Source organism: Mycobacterium sp. URHB0021, from assembly GCF_054057895.1.
The window spans coordinates 1,258,272-1,278,726 of record NZ_JBSRZT010000002.1; the positions used below are offsets into that span (position 1 = coordinate 1,258,272).

Annotated in this window: 17 protein-coding genes and 4 pseudogenes; 18 read left to right on the forward strand and 3 right to left on the reverse strand. The window is 67.0% G+C overall.

All coding sequences use genetic code 11. The features are described 5' to 3' along the window. Positions 1–14 precede the first annotated feature (14 nt). A complete protein-coding gene (locus ACVWWN_RS08380) occupies positions 15–752 on the reverse strand; it encodes an SIMPL domain-containing protein (protein WP_457143476.1) in 738 nt (245 codons plus the stop codon). Between the two features lie 531 nt (positions 753–1,283). Between ACVWWN_RS08380 and ACVWWN_RS08385 the strand changes: the two genes are divergently transcribed. The 3 genes and pseudogenes from ACVWWN_RS08385 to ACVWWN_RS08395 all read left to right on the forward strand — a co-directional run bounded on the left by ACVWWN_RS08385 (position 1,284) and on the right by ACVWWN_RS08395 (position 3,439). After that, complete coding sequence (locus tag ACVWWN_RS08385; RefSeq protein WP_457143477.1) at positions 1,284–2,033, forward strand: molybdopterin cofactor-binding domain-containing protein; 750 nt, start codon at positions 1,284–1,286, stop codon at positions 2,031–2,033. Positions 2,034–2,346: 313 nt separating this feature from the next. Beyond that, the gene (locus ACVWWN_RS08390; RefSeq protein WP_457149053.1) at positions 2,347–2,595 is read left to right on the forward strand and encodes a molybdopterin cofactor-binding domain-containing protein; all 249 of its coding nucleotides are present in this window, start codon (positions 2,347–2,349) and stop codon (positions 2,593–2,595) included. Next, a pseudogene (locus ACVWWN_RS08395) lies at positions 2,532–3,439 on the forward strand (FAD binding domain-containing protein). Before ACVWWN_RS08390 ends, ACVWWN_RS08395 begins: the two are co-directional and overlap by 64 nt. Here ACVWWN_RS08395 and ACVWWN_RS08400 read toward each other — a convergent pair. Both ACVWWN_RS08400 and ACVWWN_RS08405 read right to left on the reverse strand, forming a co-directional pair. Continuing rightward, a pseudogene (locus tag ACVWWN_RS08400) lies at positions 3,436–3,796 on the reverse strand (zinc-binding dehydrogenase); the annotation flags it as partial. The pseudogenes ACVWWN_RS08395 and ACVWWN_RS08400 sit on opposite strands and share 4 nt — an antisense overlap. A 92-nt stretch (positions 3,797–3,888) precedes the next feature. After that, a pseudogene (locus tag ACVWWN_RS08405) lies at positions 3,889–4,899 on the reverse strand (alpha/beta fold hydrolase). 194 nt (positions 4,900–5,093) lie between these two features. Here ACVWWN_RS08405 and ftsH point away from each other — a divergent pair. The 15 genes and pseudogenes from ftsH to ACVWWN_RS08480 all read left to right on the forward strand — a co-directional run bounded on the left by ftsH (position 5,094) and on the right by ACVWWN_RS08480 (position 20,455). Next, a pseudogene (gene ftsH / locus ACVWWN_RS08410) lies at positions 5,094–7,428 on the forward strand (ATP-dependent zinc metalloprotease FtsH). A 19-nt stretch (positions 7,429–7,447) separates the two neighbouring features. Next, positions 7,448–8,059, forward strand: a complete 612-nt coding sequence (folE, locus tag ACVWWN_RS08415; protein WP_457143478.1) for a GTP cyclohydrolase I FolE — start codon at positions 7,448–7,450, stop codon at positions 8,057–8,059. Positions 8,060–8,073: 14 nt separating this feature from the next. Beyond that, positions 8,074–8,904 carry a dihydropteroate synthase gene (gene folP / locus ACVWWN_RS08420; RefSeq protein ID WP_457149054.1) on the forward strand — a complete coding sequence of 277 codons (831 nt, stop codon included), beginning with the start codon at positions 8,074–8,076 and terminating at the stop codon, positions 8,902–8,904. Further along, a complete protein-coding gene (folB, locus tag ACVWWN_RS08425; protein WP_457143479.1) occupies positions 8,904–9,284 on the forward strand; it encodes a dihydroneopterin aldolase in 381 nt (126 codons plus the stop codon). The genes folP and folB overlap by 1 nt, the downstream gene beginning before the upstream one ends. Then, positions 9,281–9,847, forward strand: coding sequence for a 2-amino-4-hydroxy-6-hydroxymethyldihydropteridine diphosphokinase (gene folK / locus ACVWWN_RS08430; RefSeq protein ID WP_457143480.1), 567 nt, complete (start codon positions 9,281–9,283; stop codon positions 9,845–9,847). Before folB ends, folK begins: the two co-directional genes overlap by 4 nt. Further along, the gene (locus ACVWWN_RS08435) at positions 9,847–10,323 is read left to right on the forward strand and encodes a DUF3180 domain-containing protein (protein ID WP_457143481.1); all 477 of its coding nucleotides are present in this window, start codon (positions 9,847–9,849) and stop codon (positions 10,321–10,323) included. Before folK ends, ACVWWN_RS08435 begins: the two co-directional genes overlap by 1 nt. Positions 10,324–10,399: 76 nt before the next feature. Beyond that, entirely contained in the window at positions 10,400–11,845 is a 1,446-nt protein-coding gene (locus tag ACVWWN_RS08440; protein WP_457143482.1) for a DUF6779 domain-containing protein, read from the forward strand. 81 nt (positions 11,846–11,926) lie between these two features. Next, complete coding sequence (locus tag ACVWWN_RS08445) at positions 11,927–12,853, forward strand: Rossmann-like and DUF2520 domain-containing protein (protein WP_457143483.1); 927 nt, start codon at positions 11,927–11,929, stop codon at positions 12,851–12,853. Beyond that, the gene (panC, locus tag ACVWWN_RS08450; protein ID WP_457143484.1) at positions 12,850–13,797 is read left to right on the forward strand and encodes a pantoate--beta-alanine ligase; all 948 of its coding nucleotides are present in this window, start codon (positions 12,850–12,852) and stop codon (positions 13,795–13,797) included. The genes ACVWWN_RS08445 and panC overlap by 4 nt, the downstream gene beginning before the upstream one ends. 4 nt (positions 13,798–13,801) lie before the next feature. Beyond that, a complete protein-coding gene (locus ACVWWN_RS08455) occupies positions 13,802–14,617 on the forward strand; it encodes a type III pantothenate kinase (protein ID WP_457143485.1) in 816 nt (271 codons plus the stop codon). Between the two features lie 15 nt (positions 14,618–14,632). Beyond that, positions 14,633–15,019, forward strand: coding sequence for a hypothetical protein (locus ACVWWN_RS08460; protein WP_457143486.1), 387 nt, complete (start codon positions 14,633–14,635; stop codon positions 15,017–15,019). A 164-nt stretch (positions 15,020–15,183) separates the two neighbouring features. Beyond that, positions 15,184–16,692, forward strand: coding sequence for a lysine--tRNA ligase (gene lysS / locus ACVWWN_RS08465; protein ID WP_457143487.1), 1,509 nt, complete (start codon positions 15,184–15,186; stop codon positions 16,690–16,692). A 114-nt stretch (positions 16,693–16,806) separates the two neighbouring features. Next, on the forward strand, positions 16,807–17,148 hold the full coding sequence (gene lsr2, locus ACVWWN_RS08470) for a histone-like nucleoid-structuring protein Lsr2 (RefSeq protein WP_407771578.1): 342 nt from the start codon (positions 16,807–16,809) through the stop codon (positions 17,146–17,148). 296 nt (positions 17,149–17,444) lie between these two features. Next, the gene (gene clpC1 / locus ACVWWN_RS08475; protein WP_457143488.1) at positions 17,445–19,994 is read left to right on the forward strand and encodes an ATP-dependent protease ATP-binding subunit ClpC; all 2,550 of its coding nucleotides are present in this window, start codon (positions 17,445–17,447) and stop codon (positions 19,992–19,994) included. Between the two features lie 245 nt (positions 19,995–20,239). Beyond that, complete coding sequence (locus ACVWWN_RS08480) at positions 20,240–20,455, forward strand: CbtB domain-containing protein (protein ID WP_457143489.1); 216 nt, start codon at positions 20,240–20,242, stop codon at positions 20,453–20,455.

The following is a 20,455-nucleotide window of genomic DNA, read 5'->3' on the forward strand; positions in this document are numbered from 1 at the left end:
GGCGCGGCGAAACGTCAGGTCAGCTCCCAGACCACGGTCACGCTGAAGCCGACGGTCTGCTGGCCCGGCTGCACCGGCACCGCGGCCATCTCCGCGCCCCGCGGGTAGGGCATCGGCGTCGGTGGCGTCGCCCCGCCGGACTCGGAGATCGAGATCACCTTGCCCAGGTCCAGGCCGGACAGCTGGGCGTACTGCTCGGCGCGGTCCTTGGCGTCGTCGAAGGCCCGGGCCCGGGCGTCCTTCACCAGCTGCGAATCGTCCTCGATGGTGTAGTTCACCGAGTTGATCCGGGTCGCGTCGCCGCCGGTGCTGACGATCAGCGCCAGTGCCTGCGAGGCCGTGTCGAGCTTGCGGATCTTCACGTCGATCGAATTGTTCGCGCGGTAGCCGATGATCGTGGTGCTGTCCCCGCCCGGGAACTGGGGCTGCAGGCTCACCTGGCTGGTGCTGATGTCGTTGCGGTCGATACCCGAGCCCACCAACGCGTTGATGACGGCGGTCTGGCGCTCGCTGGTCTGGTTCATCGCCGCGGTGACATCGGGTGCGATGGCCTCGATCGACGTGTTGACCGTCAGCAGGTCCGGAGTGCCCTGCACCTGACCGGCACCCACGACGGTGACCTGCCGGACGTCACCGTCCTCGGACGGCGGGCCGGAGGAGGAGTCGCAGGCCGAGAGTGTGACGGCCGTCAGCGCCGCCACAGCGAGAGTGAGGAGTCGGGTCGGCGTCTTCGCTCTCGCTGCGATCGGCATGCCTGGCACGATAGCGCCTCCGGCGGTGTGAAAAGGCCTTCATCGGGCGACTCAGGTTGTCGCTACGCGGACCCTTGCGCGGTGGCACGGCGCGAAAACGGGGATTCGTGCCGCGCACCGAACCCGCTGCCTATCCGCGAATCATGCTGTGGGCGAACAGCACTCGATGGATTTGACCGCGGTACACGCTGTGGCGCGCTGCGGGCGGGCGCTCTGGCCTGTTCAGCATGCCCAGCCGCCACGGAAGCGCAATAGTGGTCATGTGCAGAGCACCGAGCAGATCGGACGTCGAGTCGACAGGTTGGAGGGACGTGACAAGGTAACCGGACTGGCCAGATATGCGGCTGATTTCGAGGTCCCCGACGTCTGTTACGCGGTGCTGGTGCAGTCCGGAGTGTCCGCTGGGCGGGTCACCGTCGGCTCGCTGGAGACGTCGGCCAAGCGGGGCCGCGGGCGCGCCCGGGGTGATCTACGTGCTGACACCGCTGAACTCCACCGCTGCACCCACTGCCTGCCGAACTCTCCGATGATTTGCCGCTCGAACGGAGCCCGCCGCTGTCGGACCTGACGGCCCAGCACGTCGGGCAGCACATGGCGGTCGTGGTGGCCGACACGCCCGAGAACGCGACCTACGCCACATCGCTGTTCGACCTCGACTACGAATCCGGCGAAAGCGACGCTGCCGGGCGATCCGCCACGGCAGCTATCTACCGGACCACTTCGTCAAGCTCGAGGAGGAGAGGCTTCAAGACGTCCGCGGTCCAAGGGCCGAGCCAGCGCTCTCGGCTCGGGTCAGCGCGCTTCACGACGCCGGTGGCGTCGCACTACCCGATCGAGTTGTCGTCGACCATCGCGTGGTGGGATGGTGACGCGCTGACCGTCCACGACAGCACCCGGTGGATCACCGGTGAGCGCCGGGCTCTGGCGGCTTGTCTCGCTATCGCGGAGTCCCGGATCCGGATCTTGTCGCCACTGGCCGGCGGGGCATTCGGGGCGAAGTCGTTTCTGTGGATGCGCATTGCCCTATGCGCGACCGCCGCGCGCGCGGTGAACCGACCGGTGAAGCTTGTCCTGACGCGGAACCAGATGTTCACGTCGACCGGTCACCGACCGAGAACCGTGCAGGACGTCGTGCTGATCGCCGACACCGACGGGCTGATCGGCAGTACCGAACACCACACCCGCACCGAGACATCGACCGTGGCTGACTTCTGTGAGCCGGCAGGATTGTCGACGAGGTTTCTCTACCACTCACCACGTCAGCCGTTTCCCATCGGGTGAACCGGATCAACGCGCCCACACCGTGTTTCATGCGGGGCCGGGGAGGCACCTGGCCTGTTCGCCCTCGAAGTCGCCCCTGACGAACTGGCTGGCACCCTTGGCCTGGACCCGCTGGACCTACGGATCCGCAATCACGTGGATCACGACGCGGCCAATCGCCGACCTTGGTCGGGTAAGCACCTACTCGACTGCTACCGGATGGGCGCACAGCGATTCGACTGGGCGGCACGGCCCCTCGCGGCGCGCTCCCTGCAACGGGACGGCAAGTCGGTGGGGTGGGAATGGCCACCGCGACCTACCCCCAGGCCGGCGAATGCCCGCCGGCTGTCGGGTACGTACCGACCCGGACGGCCACGTCACATTCGCGTCGGCCATGGTGGGCAACGGGGTGCGCACGGTGATGGCCCAGACCGGCGCGGACGCCACCGGCCTGCCGCTGACCGACGTCGCGTTCGATTCCGGCGCGACTTTCAGCGTGCCGGATCGGTCGGCGAGGCGATCCGGCTGGCCGCCGACACGGGTGGTCGCTTTCTCGCGGGCGGCACGAACCTGGTGGACCTGATGAAGAACGGGGTGGAAGATCCGGACGTGGTGATCGATGTCGGACGGTTGGGGCTCGACACAGTCACCCCCACCACCGCGGGGGGAGTGTTGATCGGGTCGGGGGTCAGCCACAGCGCCATCGCCAACCACGCGGCCGTACGCTCGCAGTATCCGGTGCTGTCGCAGGCGATCCTGAGCGGCGCCACGACCCAGTTGCGCAATATGGCGACCGCAGGCGGGAACCTGATGCAACGCACGCGGTGCCCGTACTTCATGGATCCGGCATTCACCTCGTGCAACAAACGTGACCCCGGCAGCGGCTGTGCGGCCCGCGACGGCTTCCACCGCGAGCACGCCATCTTCGGTGCCAGCGAGTCATGCGTCGCGGTGCATCCGTCCGACATGGCGATCGCGTTGTCTGTTCTCGCGTGATACCGATCGACGATTTCTTCCGGCTTCCCGGCGACTCCCCGCACCTCGACAACATACTGGGCCCGGGCGAGTTGATCACGGGAATCGAGTTGCCCCCGTCCGACTTTGGCGAATCGTCGTGGTACCTCAAGGTCCGTGACCGGCACAGCTACGCCTTCGCGCTGGTGTCGGTCGCGGCCGGACTGCACATCCGGGACGGCATCGTGCAAGCGGCCGCGATCGCCCTCGGCGGTGTGGCCGCCAGACCGTGGCGAGTGCGGGCTGCTGAGGCGAGCCTTGTCGGTGAACGACCACACGGCGGGGCGTTCGACCGTGCCGCGCGGCTGGCGATGGAGGATACGCACCCGTTGAGCCAGAACGACTTCAAAGTAGACCTGGGTAAGCACAGCATCGTTCGCGCCTTGACTCGTGCCGTTCGCGACCAGCCGTAGGTGTTGACGAACTGCACGCTGATTTCCTTTGGCAATGCCGGAATGCGGCAACACCGTGTCGGGTTCCATGCAGACTCCCGCGACGACGACTCGCGCACCCAGCGGGGCCCGCCCGCGTGACGTCATGGATGATCCCGGGGATGCCCACGGCCTCGAACACCACCGTCGGCTTGACGACGTCGAACGGTGATCCCTGGGCCGGATCTATCGTCGGGTGTGCGCCCATCGTCGTCGCCGACTCGCGACGCTTGTGTGAATAATCAGCAGCGGCAATACTTTCCACGCCTCGGAGTTGCAGGGCGCCGATGATCGCCAGCCCGACGGCCCGCAACCGATCACAAGGGCCGCCTCGGCGGGTTGTATCGATGATTTTCGGTACTCCAGTCCACCGTGCGGGATTGGCCGACCGGGTGGACGGCGTCAGGAACACACCGAAGTTCTTCGGACTCTCACCTGAGCTCCAATCCGGTCAGGAAGCCGACCAGTATTTCGTTGATCTCGGTCGGCCGTTCCTGCTGAAGCCAATGGCCTGCCCCGTCGATCATCACTTCGCGATATTCAGCGGAGACGACATCGCCGACCCGGTGCCGGGGCGTGTAGGCCAGCGTCGGGTCCGCGGTACCACCGACGAAGAGCGACGGCACGGCGATCGTCTCGGCGGGCGTGGTCGCGGTCAGCTCCCAGTTGCGATCCAGACACCGGTACCAATTCAGCGGTGCGGTGAAGCCGTTTCGGGTGAATTCGTCGACGTAATGGGCGAACTCCTGCGCCGTGATCCAGTCCGGCAGGCCACCCGCCTCGGGAATCCGGTCGAGGAAGCCCTCCGGGCCGGGCGCCAGCATCCGCAGCGCGGAGGCTTCGTCGACGGTCGACGACAAGCCACCCAGCAGCTTTTGCATCGTCGCGGCCGGATCCCGGTCGAACTCGGTGTCGGCCGGACCGGACTCCTGGAAGTACAGGATGTAGAAGAAGTTGTCACCGAACACCTTGCGAAACGCCTGGGTCGTCGGCACCCGTGGCCGCGGCACCGGCGGCACACTGAGCCCGACCACACCGGAGAACCGGTCCGGGTGCAGCAGCGGCGCGCCTCAGGCCACCACGCCGCCGAAGTCGTGTCCGATGAGTGCCGCCCGTTCGGCGCCGACGTCGTCAAGCAGGCCGACGATGTCGTTGCTCAACTCGACCACGGTGTAGGCGTCCACGGCGCGAGGCTTGGACGAGCCACCGTAGCCGCGCTGATCGGGCGCGAGTACGTGATAGCCGGCCTCGGCGAGGGCGGGGATCTGGTGGCGCCATGAATAGGCCAGTTCGGGGAAACCGTGCGCGAGCAGGACGACCGGGGCTTCCGGGTCGCCCGCCTCGATCACCCGAAGTGTCACCCCATTCGTCTCAACTGACCGTTCGGTCGATCTGAGCACGCCGATCAGCCAAGCACACGGTCGTTCGCCGGTGGAAGTCATGCCACCTACCGGAAACGTGGGAGGGCCCTCGCTGCGTCGGTGATCCTGCGATGATCGAGCCTGCACGAGCCGCGGAGAGAACCGCCGGGAACCTTGGTTCGTTGGTCTAGCGGTAGCCTGGACTATTCCAGCTGCGCGTATTGGTCGGCCCGCAGGCGGCCGAGGAAGATGAAGCCGAGGACGTCCGAGAGTCAATGAACCGAAAAAATGTGATCCGTACGCTCACCGCGATCGCCGTGGTGCTGTTGCTCGGGTGGTCCTTCTTCTATTTCAGCGACGACACCCGCGGATATAAACCCGTAGACACCTCGGTGGCGATGGCGCAGATCAACAGCGACAACGTCAAGAGCGCGCAGATCGACGACCGTGAGCAGCAGGTTCGGCTGGACCTGAAAAACGGCAACGGGGACACCGACAACAGCGACAAGGTCATCAGCAAGTACCCCACCGGGTACGGGGTGACGCTGTTCGACGCACTGAGCGCCAAGAACGCCAAAACCAACACCGTGGTGAACCAGGGCAGTGTGCTCGGTTCACTGCTCATCTATCTGTTGCCGTTGTTGTTGCTGGTCGGCCTGTTCGTCATGTTCTCCCGCATGCAGACCGGCGGCCGGATGGGCTTCGGCTTCGGCAAGTCGAAGGCCAAGCAGCTCAACAAGGACTTGCCCAAGACCACGTTCACCGACGTCGCCGGCGTGGACGAGGCGGTCGAGGAGCTCTACGAGATCAAGGATTTCCTGCAGAATCCGTCGCGGTATCAGGCGCTCGGCGCCAAGATTCCCAAGGGCGTGCTGCTCTACGGCCCTCCCGGCACCGGCAAGACCCTGTTGGCCCGCGCGGTCGCCGGGGAGGCCGGGGTTCCGTTCTTCACCATCTCGGGTTCGGACTTCGTCGAGATGTTCGTCGGCGTCGGCGCGTCTCGGGTCCGGGACATGTTCGAGCAGGCCAAGCAGAACAGCCCCTGCATCATCTTCGTCGACGAGATCGACGCCGTCGGCCGCCAGCGCGGTGCCGGTCTCGGCGGCGGGCACGACGAACGCGAGCAGACGCTGAACCAGCTGCTGGTCGAGATGGACGGCTTCGGTGAACGCCAGGGCGTCATCCTCATCGCTGCCACCAACCGCCCCGACATCCTCGACCCGGCGCTGCTGCGGCCCGGCCGCTTCGACCGCCAGATCCCGGTGTCCAACCCGGACATCGCGGGCAGGCGCGCGGTGCTGCGCGTGCACTCGCAGGGCAAGCCGATCGCCGATGACGCCGACCTGGACGGGCTGGCCAAGCGCACCGTGGGCATGTCCGGCGCCGACCTCGCCAATGTGATCAACGAGGCCGCCCTGCTGACCGCGCGTGAAAACGGCACCATCATCACCGGCGCCGCGCTCGAGGAGGCAGTGGACCGGGTGGTCGGCGGCCCGCGCCGCAAGGGGCGCATCATCAGCGAGCACGAGAAGAAGATCACCGCCTACCACGAGGGCGGGCACACCCTGGCCGCGTGGGCGATGCCCGACATCGAGCCGATCTACAAGGTGACTATCCTCGCGCGCGGGCGCACTGGCGGCCACGCGGTCGCCGTGCCGGAGGACGACAAGGGCCTGATGACCCGCTCCGAGATGATCGCGCGCCTGGTGTTCGCGATGGGCGGACGCGCCGCCGAGGAGCTGGTGTTCCGCGAGCCGACCACCGGCGCGGTGTCCGACATCGATCAGGCCACCAAGATCGCCCGCGCGATGGTCACCGAATACGGCATGAGCTCCAAGCTCGGCGCGGTCAAGTACGGCACCGAGCACGGCGACCCGTTCCTGGGCCGCACCATGGGCAACCAGGCCGATTACAGCCACGAGGTCGCCCAGATCATCGATGACGAGGTGCGCAAGCTCATCGAGGCTGCGCACACCGAGGCGTGGGAAATCCTCACCGAGTACCGCGACGTCCTGGACATCCTGGCCGGTGAGCTGCTCGAGAAGGAGACGCTGCACCGGGCGGAGCTGCAGGCGATCTTCTCCGACGTGAAGAAGCGCCCGCGGCTCACCATGTTCGACGACTTCGGTGGCCGGGTGCCGTCCGACAAGCCGCCGATCAAGACGCCCGGCGAACTGGCGATCGAACGCGGTGAGCCGTGGCCCAAGCCGGTGCCCGAGCCGGCGTTCAAGGCCGCCATCGCCCAGGCCAGCAAGGCGGCGGAAGCGACCAGGCAGAACGGCACCAACGGCTCGAAAGGCGCCGCGTCGAACGGGGCGCCGGGCAACACACAGCCCGACTACGGCGCCCCCGCCGGCTGGCACGCGCCCGGTTGGCCCCCGCCGCCCCAGCACCAGGCGGGTCAGCCCCCCGCACGGGTACTGGTACCCACCACCACCTCATCCGTCCGGCTGGCAGAACCCGAATGTCCCCGCCGGAGCGGCTCCGCCGCCGTACCCGCCCTATCAGCCCTACCCGCAGCCCGGTCATCCGCAGGGCGGCGCTCCCGCGCCGTCCCCGGGCGAAGACCCGGGCGATGATGACCGGCGCAATCCGCCGGCGCATGGCTGATAGCTGAACGGAGCTGAAGATGACGCGGTCGCACAACAACCACTCGGCGACGCTCCCCACACGTGATTTCGATCAGCCGCGCGCCGAGGCGGCGGTCCGTGAACTGCTGATCGCGGTCGGCGAGGACCCCGACCGGCACGGCCTGGAGGAGACTCCAGCCCGCGTCGCGCGCGCGTACCGGGAGATCTTCGCGGGGCTCTTCACGGACCCGGATACCGTGCTGGACACCACCTTTGACGAACAACACGACGAACTCGTGCTGGTCAAGCAGATCCCCATGTACTCCACCTGCGAACACCATCTGGTGTCGTTCCACGGCGTCGCGCACGTCGGCTACATCCCCGGCGTGGACGGCCGCGTCACGGGGCTGTCCAAGATCGCCCGCCTGGTCGACCTGTACGCGAAGCGACCGCAGGTGCAGGAACGGTTGACCGCCCAGATCGCCGACGCGCTGATGCGCAAGCTCGATCCGCGGGGCGCCATCGTGGTGGTCGAGGCCGAGCACCTCTGCATGGCGATGCGTGGCGTGCGCAAGCCCGGAGCGACCACCACCACCTCTGCGGTGCGCGGCCAATTCAAACTCGATGCGGCATCGCGGGCCGAGGCGCTGGACCTGATCCTGCGAAAGTGAGCCAACCCGGGCAAATGGTCCCTTCGGGAACCTACGTGCAGGTCATGGGGGTCGTAAACGTCACCGACGACTCCTTCTCGGATGGGGGGCTGTTCCTCGACCGCGACCGGGCGGTCGAGCACGGACTCCAGCTGGCCGCGCAGGGCGCTGCGATCGTCGATGTCGGTGGTGAGTCGACCCGCCCCGGCGCCACCCGTATCGAGCCGCGGGTGGAGATCGCACGCGTGTCTTCGGTGATCAAAGAGCTTGCCGAACAAGGGGTTACCGTCAGCATCGATACGATGCACGCCGATGTGGCGAAGGCGGCGCTGGAGAACGGCGCCCAGATCGTCAACGACGTTTCCGGCGGCCGGGCCGATGCCAACATGGCCCCGTTGCTCGCGGACGCGAAAGTGCCGTGGGTGCTGATGCATTGGCGTTCGGTCGGCGCCCCGCACCCGCACCGGGCGCCCGACTACCGCGATGTGGTGACCGAGGTGCGCGACGAATTGCTGGCGTGCGTCGACGCGGCTGTGCACGCGGGGGTCGATCCGGCCAGGCTCGTCATCGATCCGGGGCTGGGCTTCGCCAAGACCGGTGAGCACAACTGGGAGCTGCTGCGTGCGCTGCCCGAATTCGTCGGCACCGGGATCCCGGTCCTGATCGGCGCATCCCGCAAGCGGTTCCTGGGCGCCCTGCTCGCCGGGCCGGACGGCCGACTGCGACCGCCGGACGGGCGGGAGACTGCCACCGCGGTGATCTCGGCGCTGGCGGGTCTGCACGGCGCCTGGGGGGTGCGGGTACACGACGTGCGCGCCTCCGTGGACGCGCTGAAGGTGCTGCAGCAGTGGAGTGGGCAGCCCTGATGGCGGATCGAATCGAGTTGCGCGGTTTGACCGTCCGCGGGAACCACGGAGTTTACGACCACGAGCGCCGCGACGGCCAGGACTTCGTGGTCGACATCACGGTGTGGATTGACCTGGCCGCGGCCGCGGCCAGCGACGATCTGGCCGACACCCTCGACTATGGGCGGCTGGCCAGTCGGGCGGCCGATATCGTGGCCGGGCCGCCCCGCCAACTCATCGAGACGGTGGCCGGTGAGATCGCCGAAGACGTGATGACCGACGATCGCGTGCACGCCGTCGAGGTGGTGGTACACAAGCCGGCCGCGCCGATTCCGTTGACCTTCTCCGATGTCGCGGTGGTGGCACGCCGGTCCCGGCGTGGGGGGAGGGGCGGAACGTGACGACCAGGGTGGTGTTGTCCATCGGATCGAACCTGGGGGATCGGATGGCGCACCTGCAATCGGTCGTCGACGGACTCGCAGGCGCCGTGCGCGCGGTTTCGCCGGTATACGAGACGGAGGCGTGGGGCGGCGTCGAACAGGGTCCGTTTCTCAACGCGGTGCTGATCGCCGACGCCGAGGAACTCGACCCCCACGGCTGGTTGGACCGCGCGCACGAATTGGAGAACGCCGCGAGTCGGGTGCGTGACCTTCGGTGGGGCCCGCGCACGCTGGACGTCGACATCGTCACCTGCCACCGCGACGGCGCCGAGGTGACGTCCGCCGATGCCGAGTTGACGCTGCCGCACCCGTTGGCCCACCAACGGGCATTCGTGCTGGTTCCCTGGCTGGCCGTCGATCCCGGCGCCACCCTGACGGTCGGGGGAGAGTCAGCGCCGGTGGCCCGGCTGCTGGCCGGGCTCGAACCCGTGGAGCGCGATGGGGTTCGGCCGACGGGCCTCGTGCTCGGCCGCGACGCATCGGCCGATGAGTGCTTGCGCGAAGAGACTTCGGGCGGAGCTTGATGGGTCCGACCCGCAAACGTGACCTCACGGCCGCGACGGTGCTTGTCGCCGTGGTGAGCTACCTGATCGTGGTGCTGCTGTACCGATGGTTCCCACCCATCACCCCGTGGACCGGAGTTTCGCTGCTCGCGGTCGCCCTTGCCGAGGGCGGGTGGGCGTTCTACATACGTAACAAGATCAACGAGGGTGAGATCGGCGACGGACCGGGCTGGCTGCACCCGCTGGCGGTCGCCCGTTCGGTCTTGATCGCGAAGGCCTCGGCGTGGGTGGGCGCCCTGGCGCTGGGCTGGTGGGTCGGCGTCCTGGCCTACGTGCTGCCGCGTCGATCCAGCCTTCGGGTTGCCGGCGAGGACACCGCAGGGGCAGCGGTGGCGGCGGTCTGTGCGCTCGTGCTCGTCGGCGTGGCTCTTTGGCTGCAGCATTGCTGCAAGTCACCGCTCGAACCACCCGACAATGCCGATGGCGCAACCGAATAGCTCGCCGCGGCCGCGGGCCGCCGAATCGCCGTAGCGGTCGACACGCTAGATGACCTGTGGCGGGTACAGTCGGCCCATGACCGATCTGACCCGCGGCAACCGCGCTCGGCGCGGCGGCCGCAGGCCCGGTTGGTTGCTGATGACAGTGTTGCTGGTGCTCGCCATCGTCGCCAGTTCGGCACTGGTGTTCACCAACAAGGTGGAGTTACTCAAGCTTGCCGTCATCGTGGCGCTGTGGGCCGCGGTGGTCGCCGCCTTCGTATCGGTCATCTATCGCAGGCAGAGCGATGCCGATCAGGCCAAGGTGCGCGACCTGAAACTGGTCTACGACTTACAGCTGGACCGCGAGATCTCGGCGCGCCGTGAGTACGAGCTCAGCGTGGAGACGCACCTGCGCCGCGAACTGACCTCCGAACTTCGCGCCCAGGCCGCCGACGAGGTCGCCGGATTGCGCGCAGAGTTGGCGGCGTTACGGGCGAACCTGGAGATCCTTTTCGATGCCGACCTATCGCATCGGCCGGCCATCGAGACCGATCGCAGCCGAGTACGCGCTTATGGCGATTGGGCCCCGAACGCCGAGACCACGGGCCGCGTCACCGCCAGCCGCATCGACACCGAAGACCGCGACGAGGCCGAGCCTCGTACCGAGGAGAGTCCCATCATCGACGTACCCGCCGAACCCCACCCACCCGAGGATGATTGGACGCCGGAGCCAAGTTTCGGTGGCGCGCACCGCAGACAATCCGAGGCCGAGGCGGACAACCGGCGACGTGCGGGCGAGGTGCCGCCCGCCTGGCAACCGCCACCGGCGCCCCCGCCTCCTTCGCCGCCGCCTTCCGCACCCCCGCCGCAGCCAGCACCTGCGCAGCCGCAGCCCCAATTCGCCTGGCGTCCACCGCAACAGCAGCCACCCCCGCCGCCGCAACAACCACCTGCACCGCCGCCTGCGCCCCAGGCCCCGTCGACGGATTGGCAACCGGCTCCCGCCGACGGGCTCTTCATTCCGGCCGGGGCACCAGGCAGCAACTGGGTATCGCCTCCAGTGGAGAGCGAATCCGCGGACGAATACGTCGGGAGGAGAAGGGCGCGCGAGTCTGACGCGCCGACTGCCCAGCCCGCGACTCCGTCGCAACCGGTGGAGCAGGCACCCCCGCCGGACGAGCCTGCCGCGCCGGACGAGCCTGCCGCGCCGGCGATGTCGAGCGGCGGAATCGGGGATCGCCGCGGCCGCCATTCCGCGCCACCCGAAGCCACGGACCCGGGACGTGCACCGGCGCCGGCGCCGGCGCCGGCCGCCGAACCGCCGCAGGTTCTGGAACCTCCGCAGCCACCGGAATCTCCCGCTTCACCAGAGCCGGTTCGATCTCGACACCGCGGCGAGGACGAGCCAGAAGCCAGTGCCGAAGCCGAAGCCGAAGCCGAAGAGGGGCAGCACGCGGGGGGTCGGTCGGTTGCCGAGTTGCTCGCGCGGTTTCAGGCCGCCCCGACCGGAGGCGGTCGTCGCCGTCGCCGTGAGGAGTGAGCTAATCTCGTAGCGACCGTCCGGTACCCGCCACGCAGGACCGGAACGAACTGATCGGAAGAACTTGCGAGGTCATCTGCGGTGGAGCAGATAGACGGACTGCGCCCGGCGCGGCTCACGATCGGCATCATCTCCGCTGGTCGGGTGGGCACAGCGCTGGGCGTCGCACTGGAGCGCGCCGAACACCTGGTGGTGGCCTGCAGCGCCATCTCGCACGCGTCCCGGGAACGTGCACAGCGCCGCCTGCCGGACAGCGCGGTGCTCCCGGTGGACGGGGTGGCGGGCCGCGCCGAACTGCTGCTGCTTGCCGTTCCCGACGCCGAACTCGCCAGTCTGGTGTCCGGGCTGGCGGCGACGGCGGCCGTGCGGCCGGGCACGATCGTCGCGCATACCTCGGGCGCAAACGGAATCGGCGTGCTGGCTCCACTCACCGAGCAGGGCTGCATTCCGCTGGCCATCCATCCCGCGATGACGTTCAACGGCTCCGATGAGGACATCGAGCGGCTGGCCGAAACGTGTTTCGGCGTCACCGCCGCCGACGAGGTGGGCTACGCGATCGCCCAGTCGCTGGTACTCGAGATCGGCGGCGAGCCGTTCCGCGTCCGCGAGGACGCCCGTCCGCTGTATCACGCCGCGCTGGCGCATGCCGGCAACCACGTCGTCACCGTCGTGCTCGACGCCGTCGAGGCGCTGCGCGCCGCGCTGTGGGGTCAGGAGCTGCTGGGCCAGGAGCTGGTCGGCGACGCACCGGGCGGCATCGCCGAACGGGTCATCGCGCCGCTGGCGCGGGCATCACTGGAGAATGCGCTGCAACGTGGACAGGCCGCCCTGACCGGGCCGGTGGCGCGCGGTGACGCCGCCGCGGTGGCCGGTCATCTGCAGGCACTCACAGAGGTCAATCCCGAACTCGCGCAGGCCTATCGAACGAACTCACTGCGCACCGCGCAACGCGCGCACGCGCCCGACGAGGTCTTCGCGGTGTTCTCCGATCCGAACGGACAGAAATGACCGCCCGCAAACCGGCCAGATTCACCCCCGGCGACCTCAATGTGTACTCGGCTCCGCGCGATGTCTCGGACGTCACCCGGGCGTTGCGGGCCACCGGCCGCCGCGTGATGCTGGTGCCGACGATGGGCGCCCTGCACGACGGCCACCTGACGTTGGTCCGGGCCGCCAAACGGGTCCAGGGCGCCGTCGTCGTGGTGTCGATATTCGTCAACCCGCTGCAATTCGGCGCCAACGAAGACCTCGACGCCTACCCGCGCCCGCTCGCCGACGACCTGGAAACGCTGCGTGCCGAAGGCGTCGAGATCGCGTTCACTCCCACCGCCGCCGACATGTATCCGGACGGCACCCGCCGCACCACCGTGCAACCCGGTCCGCTTGGCGCGGAACTCGAAGGTGCTTCGCGACCAACGCATTTCGCCGGAGTGCTGACGGTCGTGCTCAAGCTGCTGAACATCGTCGCACCCGACCGGGCGTTCTTCGGCGAGAAGGACTACCAACAACTCGTCCTGATCCGGCAGATGGTCGCCGACCTCAACGTCGATGTTGCGATCGTCGGCGTGCCGATTGTGCGCGAACTCGACGGGCTGGCGATGTCCTCGCGCAACCGGTACCTCGACGACGTCGACCGCGAACAAGCCGGCGCACTCTCGGCCGCACTGCTGGCCGGCATGTACGCCGCGTCGGGTGGCACGCCGGCGGCACTGGACGCCGCTCGCGCGGTGCTCGACGAGGTACCCGCCATCGACGTCGATTACCTGGAAGTGCGCGACCCGCTGTTGGGGCCGCCGCCGGCCGAGGGAGTGGCCCGAATGCTGATCGCCGCCCGCTTGGGCACCACCAGGCTGCTGGACAACATCGCGATCGACATCGGAGCGAGCGCCGGCATCGACGGGCATCCGCGGGTCGGATCGGACGAGACCCACGAATTGCCCTGGAGGAATTGACGACGTGCTTCTGGCAATCGACGTCCGCAACACCCACACCGTTGTCGGCTTGATCTCGGGCAGTGGCGACCACGCCAAAGTGGTGCAGCACTGGCGGATTCGCACCGAAAGTGAAGTGACCTCCGACGAGCTGGCGCTCACCATCGACGGTCTGATCGGTGACGACGCCGAGCGCCTCACCGGTGCGGCGGGGCTGTCGACGGTGCCCTCGGTGCTGCACGAGGTCCGGCTGATGTTGGAGCAGTACTGGCCGTCAGTGCCGCACGTGCTGATCGAACCGGGAGTGCGCACCGGCATCCCCCTGCTCGTCGACAACCCCAAAGAAGTCGGAGCGGACCGAATCATCAACTGCCTATCGGCTTTTCACCGATTCGGTGGCGCCGCAATCGTCGTCGACTTCGGCTCCTCGATCTGCGTCGACGTGGTCTCGGCCAAGGGCCAGTTCCTCGGCGGTGCGATTGCTCCGGGTGTGCAGGTGTCTTCCGACGCTGCGGCGGCCCGGTCGGCGGCGTTGCGCCGCGTCGAACTGACCCGGCCCCGTTCGGTCGTCGGCAAGAACACGGTCGAATGCATGCAGGCCGGTGCTGTGTTCGGATTCGCCGGTTTGGTTGACGGCCTGGTCAACCGCATCCGTGAAGACGTCGACGGGTTCGGTGGCGACGACGTCGCGGTCGTGGCCACGGGTCACACCGCACCGCTGGTGCTGCCGGATCTGCGCACCGTCGAGCACTACGATCGGCATCTGACCCTCGACGGCCTGCGCTTGGTGTTCGAGCGTAATCGCGACAGCCAGCGCGGCCAGCTCAAGCAGGCCCGCTAGTTCACCACGCCACGGATGCATCCGGCTGGCTGTGCACGGCATTGGGCCGCCATCGACGAGATCGCCGAAGCGGGCCGCATAGATGCCGTCGTCCAGTTGGTGTGCCCGGCCGAATTCGACTCACCATTGGTCGATGAAACTCAACACCTACCGGACACCGGAAAACTGTGCATTGACCCAAGCGTTCCGGTGATGGGAATCGACGAGGTGACCCGCGAAGTCATCGACGGCATCGACCGCGGCGATCCGCTGATCATCCCCGGCCTTCTTGTTCGACTGGCCTGGCTCGCGCAGCGCCTCGCGCCGGGGCTGATGAGGCGGTTCATCCGCCGCCAGGTCGCATCGGTGTACCACGGCCGGGGCCGGGCACCGCTCATCCGAAGACGGTGCGGCGGCACCTGAGCCCGTAGCTGCCCCGCGGGGGTCAGCTCTCCCGAAGCGGTGGTGCGCTCGCGCCGCAAACGCGGGGCAACCCCTCGATCGCCAATCCAGCGGCCCATCCGCAAGTAAGGTCACCGCGGCCGCGTTGATGGGCGCCGTCATGAGTTCATTTAAGCTGGCACGTCGTGACGTCACCTGACTCGCCCGAAGCCGAGGTACCCGAGCAGTTCCGGATCCGGCAGGCCAAGCGCGCACGGCTGTTGTCCGAGGGCCGCGAGCCGTATCCCGTCGAGGTTGCCCGCACGCACACCCTTGCCGAGATCCGGCAGACTTACCCGGATCTCGCCGCCAACAGCGAGACCGGATTGATCGTCGGCGTCGCGGGCCGCGTGATGTTTGCCCGGAACTCGGGAAAGCTGTGCTTCGCCACGCTCCAGGAGGGTGACGGCAGCCATCTGCAGGTGATGATCAGCCTCGATCGCGTCGGTCCGAACTCACTCGACGCGTGGAAGGCCGACGTCGACCTGGGTGACATCGTCTTCGCCCACGGTGAGGTGATCAGTTCGCGTCGAGGCGAGCTGTCTGTGCTTGCCGATTCCTGGCAAATTGTTTCGAAGGCCCTGCGGCCCCTGCCCGTGGCTCACAAAGAGATGAGCGAAGAGTCCAGAGTCCGGCAACGCTATGTCGATCTGATCGTCCGTCCGGAGGCCCGCACCATCGCTCGTCAACGCGTGGCGGTCGTGCGCGCCGTGCGGTCCGCGTTGGAGCGCCGCGGCTTTCTCGAGGTCGAAACGCCAATTTTGCAGACACTCGCGGGCGGCGCTGCCGCCCGCCCGTTCGTAACGCACTCCAATGCTCTCGACGCCGACCTGTACCTGCGCATCGCGCCCGAACTGTTCCTAAAGCGTTGCTTGGTGGGCGGTTTCGACAGAGTCTTCGAGTTGAATCGCGTGTTCCGAAACGAAGGTGCGGATTCCACACATTCTCCAGAATTTGCGATGCTCGAGACATATCAGGCGTACGGCACCTACGACGATTCGGCCGTCGTTACCCGCGAGATTATTCAAGAGGTCGCCGACGAAGCGATCGGGACGAGGAGGGTGCCATTGCCCGATGGCACTGTCTACGATCTGGACGGTGAATGGGAGTCGATACAAATGTATCCGTCACTCTCTGCAGCCCTCGGGGAAGAGATCACGCCAGAGACGACCGCCGATCGGTTGTGGCAGATCTCCGACCGGCTCGGTGTGGAGATTCCGCGTGATCGCGGCTACGGCCACGGCAAATTGGTCGAGGAACTGTGGGAGCACACCGTCGGAGACAGCCTGTGGGCCCCCACCTTCGTCCGTGATTTCCCCGTCGAGACGACGCCGCTCACCCGCGAACACCGGAGCATTCCCGGGGTCACCGAAAAGTGGGATCTGTACGTCCGGCACATCGAGTTGGCGACGGGCTACTCCGAGCTGATCGACCCTGTTATCCAACGCGAAAGGTTCGAGGCCCAGGCCCGGGCCGCCGCCGCCGGTGATGACGAGGCAATGGCGCTCGACGAAGATTTTCTTACTGCATTGGAGTATGCGATGCCGCCGACGACGGGGACCGGAATGGGCATCGATAGGTTGTTGATGGCATTGACGGGTCTGTCGATTAGAGAGACCGTTTTGTTTCCGATTGTTCGTCGTCACAGCAACTGAACTGCTGCTATTGCGAACTTGTTGAATGGATTGCGTCTTTATGGCACATTGGTGCCGGGGTTCGAGATCTTAACTACTCATGTAGTGGTCCGGCGGAAGGGCAGTGAGACGCAAATGGCCAAAAAGGTGACCGTCACGTTGGTCGACGATTTTGACGGCGAAGGCGCCGCTGACGAGACGGTCGAATTCGGGCTCGACGGGGTGAGCTATGAGATCGATCTTTCTTCCAAGAATGCCTCAAAGCTTCGAAACGATCTGAAGCAATGGGTGGACGCCGGCCGTCGGGTCGGCGGGCGCCGGCGCGGACGCTCGGCGGGATCGGGCCGGGGGCGCGCGGCCATCGATCGGGAACAGAGCGCCGCCATCCGCGAGTGGGCGCGACGCAATGGCCATAATGTCTCCACCCGCGGCCGCATCCCCGCAGACGTCATCGACGCGTTCCACGCGGCAACGTAACCGGGCGTTGCCAGCACACTGCCTCCCGCACAACGCCGGCGGACCGTTCGCTAGCGGCGAACCGGCCGTTGGCCGGACCCGGAAACGTTTGGCGCCCTCCCGGCGTTGCTCAATGAAGCACCGGGTAGAGGGCGGTCGGCTTACTTCGTCCTCCCTGAAGACCAGTCCTGACGTCTTGGCGTAACGGACCGCCAAGCGGGGCATCCCGGGCTACCGCCCATTAGAGTGGACGGCAGGTGGTCGGCGCGTTCGCGCGCGAGGGCACCGACCTATGTGATGGAGAGCAGGTAACACCGATGTTCGAGAGATTTACCGACCGTGCCCGCAGAGTCGTCGTCCTGGCGCAAGAAGAGGCCCGGATGCTCAACCACAACTACATCGGCACCGAGCACATCCTGTTGGGACTTATTCATGAGGGTGAAGGCGTAGCCGCCAAGTCACTGGAATCGCTGGGCATCTCGCTGGAAGGCGTGCGCAGCCAGGTCGAGGAGATCATCGGCCAGGGCCAGCAGGCGCCGTCCGGTCACATTCCCTTCACCCCGCGCGCCAAGAAGGTGCTGGAGCTGTCCCTGCGCGAAGCGCTGCAGCTCGGCCACAACTACATCGGCACCGAGCACATTCTGCTCGGGCTGATCCGTGAGGGTGAAGGCGTGGCAGCTCAGGTGCTGGTGAAGCTCGGCGCCGAGCTGACCCGGGTGCGTCAGCAGGTCATCCAGCTGCTGAGCGGATACCAGGGCAAGGAGACCGCGGAGGCCGGAACGGGTGGTCGCGGTGGCGAGGCGGGCAACCCGTCGACGTCGCTGGTGCTGGACCAGTTCGGCCGCAACCTGACCGCCGCTGCGATGGAGGGAAAGCTCGACCCCGTCATCGGCCGCGAGAAGGAAATCGAGCGGGTCATGCAGGTGCTGAGCCGGCGCACCAAGAACAACCCGGTGCTGATCGGCGAGCCCGGCGTCGGCAAGACCGCCGTCGTGGAGGGTCTCGCACAGGCGATCGTGCACGGCGAGGTCCCGGAGACCCTGAAGGACAAGCAGCTCTACACGCTCGACCTCGGTTCGCTGGTGGCGGGCAGCCGCTACCGCGGTGACTTCGAGGAACGCCTCAAGAAGGTGCTCAAGGAGATCAACACCCGCGGCGACATCATCCTGTTCATCGACGAGCTGCACACGCTCGTGGGTGCGGGTGCCGCCGAGGGCGCGATCGACGCCGCTTCGATCCTGAAGCCGAAACTGGCCCGCGGCGAACTGCAGACCATCGGCGCCACCACGCTCGACGAGTACCGCAAGTACATCGAGAAGGACGCCGCCCTCGAGCGCCGGTTCCAGCCGGTTCAGGTCGGCGAGCCGACGGTCGAGCACACCATCGAGATCCTCAAGGGTCTGCGCGACCGGTACGAGGCGCATCACCGTGTCTCGATCACCGACGGCGCGATGGTGGCCGCAGCCACGCTGGCCGACCGCTACATCAACGACCGGTTCCTGCCGGACAAGGCGATCGACCTGATCGACGAGGCCGGTGCGCGGATGCGGATCCGCCGGATGACGGCGCCGCCGGACCTGCGCGAGTTCGACGAGAAGATCGCCGAGGCCCGTCGCGAGAAGGAGTCCGCGATCGATGCGCAGGACTTCGAGAAGGCAGCCAACCTGCGAGACCGCGAGAAGCAGCTCGTCGCTCAGCGTGCTGAGCGTGAGAAGCAGTGGCGCTCGGGCGATCTCGATGTGGTCGCCGAGGTCGACGACGAGCAGATCGCCGAGGTGCTGGGCAACTGGACCGGGATCCCCGTGTTCAAGCTGACCGAGGAGGAGACGACTCGGCTGCTGCGCATGGAAGATGAGCTGCACAAGCGCATCATCGGCCAGGAGGATGCGGTCCGGGCAGTCTCCAAGGCCATCCGCCGCACCCGTGCCGGGCTGAAGGACCCGAAGCGCCCATCCGGCTCCTTCATCTTCGCCGGCCCGTCCGGTGTCGGTAAGACCGAGCTGTCCAAGGCGCTGGCCAACTTCCTGTTCGGTGACGACGACGCGCTCATCCAGATCGACATGGGCGAGTTCCACGACCGCTTCACCGCGTCGCGGCTGTTCGGTGCCCCTCCGGGCTACGTCGGCTACGAAGAGGGCGGCCAGCTCACCGAGAAGGTGCGCCGCAAGCCGTTCTCGGTCGTGCTCTTCGACGAGATCGAGAAGGCCCACCAGGAGATCTACAACAGCCTGTTGCAGGTCCTCGAGGACGGCCGCCTGACCGACGGTCAGGGCCGCACGGTGGACTTCAAGAACACCGTGCTGATCTTCACGTCGAACCTCGGCACGTCCGATATCTCCAAGGCGGTCGGCCTGGGCTTCACCCAGGGCGGTGGCGAGAACAACTACGAGCGGATGAAGCAGAAGGTCAACGACGAGCTGAAGAAGCACTTCCGCCCGGAGTTCCTCAACCGCATCGACGACATCATCGTCTTCCACCAGCTGACCCGCGAGGAGATCATCCGGATGGTCGACCTGATGATCGGCCGGGTGGAGAAGCAGCTCAAGGGCAAGGACATGGCCATGGAGCTGACCGACAAGGCCAAGTCCCTGCTGGCCAAGCGCGGATTCGACCCCGTGCTGGGCGCGCGGCCGCTGCGCCGCACCATCCAGCGGGAGATCGAGGACGCGCTGAGCGAGAAGATCCTCTTCGAGGAGGTCGGACCCGGCCAGCTCGTGACGGTCGACGTCGACAACTGGGACGGCGAAGGCTCCGGCGAGGACGCGGTGTTCACGTTCGTCGGGAGCAAGAAGCCGGCCAAGGTGGCCGAGCCGGATCTGGCGCAGGCCGGTGCGGCGGGCGCCCCCAGCGCGGCGGCAACCGACTGACACCCGACCACACGTAAAGGCCCCCGAAATCGCCATTGATTTCGGGGGCCTTTGCGTTTCCCTGGTCAGAGGGGGTTGGCCCAGCCCGTCGTGGACTCTGGACCAGACGGTTAGGATGCTGATGTAATCGACGGGCGAAGGAATCTGGTGGAAATCCAGAACGGTCGCGCCACTGTGCAAAGTCAGACCCGACACCCGTCGTCACCTTGGAAACCGGGACGCGAAATCCCCGAAAGGAACCGACAATGACCTCACCTGAGGTGAAGAAAATCGCCGCACCGGCAGTCGACATTTCGGCGGCAAAGGCGGCGATGTGGTTGTCGCTGACGGCATTCCTGGCGTTGCTCGTGCTGTACTTCGTCGGAATGGACCAGGGCGCAACGTCGGTCTTCGGCAACAACACCTACGTGCACGAGTTCGTGCACGACGCCCGCCACCTGCTCGGTTTCCCCTGCCACTGA

Bases quoted from the DNA above. Each gene is read 5' to 3' on its own strand.
- panC (WP_457143484.1), top strand. From the start codon at position 12,850: ATGACCGCCCGCAAACCGGCCAGATTCACCCCCGGCGACCTCAATGTG.
- ACVWWN_RS08380 (WP_457143476.1), bottom strand. From the start codon at position 752: ATGCCGATCGCAGCGAGAGCGAAGACGCCGACCCGACTCCTCACTCTC.
- clpC1 (WP_457143488.1), top strand. From the start codon at position 17,445: ATGTTCGAGAGATTTACCGACCGTGCCCGCAGAGTCGTCGTCCTGGCG.
- lsr2 (WP_407771578.1), top strand. From the start codon at position 16,807: ATGGCCAAAAAGGTGACCGTCACGTTGGTCGACGATTTTGACGGCGAA.
- folB (WP_457143479.1), top strand. From the start codon at position 8,904: ATGGCGGATCGAATCGAGTTGCGCGGTTTGACCGTCCGCGGGAACCAC.
- ACVWWN_RS08440 (WP_457143482.1), top strand. From the start codon at position 10,400: ATGACCGATCTGACCCGCGGCAACCGCGCTCGGCGCGGCGGCCGCAGG.
- folP (WP_457149054.1), top strand. From the start codon at position 8,074: ATGGTCCCTTCGGGAACCTACGTGCAGGTCATGGGGGTCGTAAACGTC.
- ACVWWN_RS08460 (WP_457143486.1), top strand. From the start codon at position 14,633: ATGCATCCGGCTGGCTGTGCACGGCATTGGGCCGCCATCGACGAGATC.
- folE (WP_457143478.1), top strand. From the start codon at position 7,448: ATGACGCGGTCGCACAACAACCACTCGGCGACGCTCCCCACACGTGAT.
- ACVWWN_RS08390 (WP_457149053.1), top strand. From the start codon at position 2,347: ATGCCCGCCGGCTGTCGGGTACGTACCGACCCGGACGGCCACGTCACA.
- ACVWWN_RS08480 (WP_457143489.1), top strand. From the start codon at position 20,240: ATGACCTCACCTGAGGTGAAGAAAATCGCCGCACCGGCAGTCGACATT.
- ACVWWN_RS08435 (WP_457143481.1), top strand. From the start codon at position 9,847: ATGGGTCCGACCCGCAAACGTGACCTCACGGCCGCGACGGTGCTTGTC.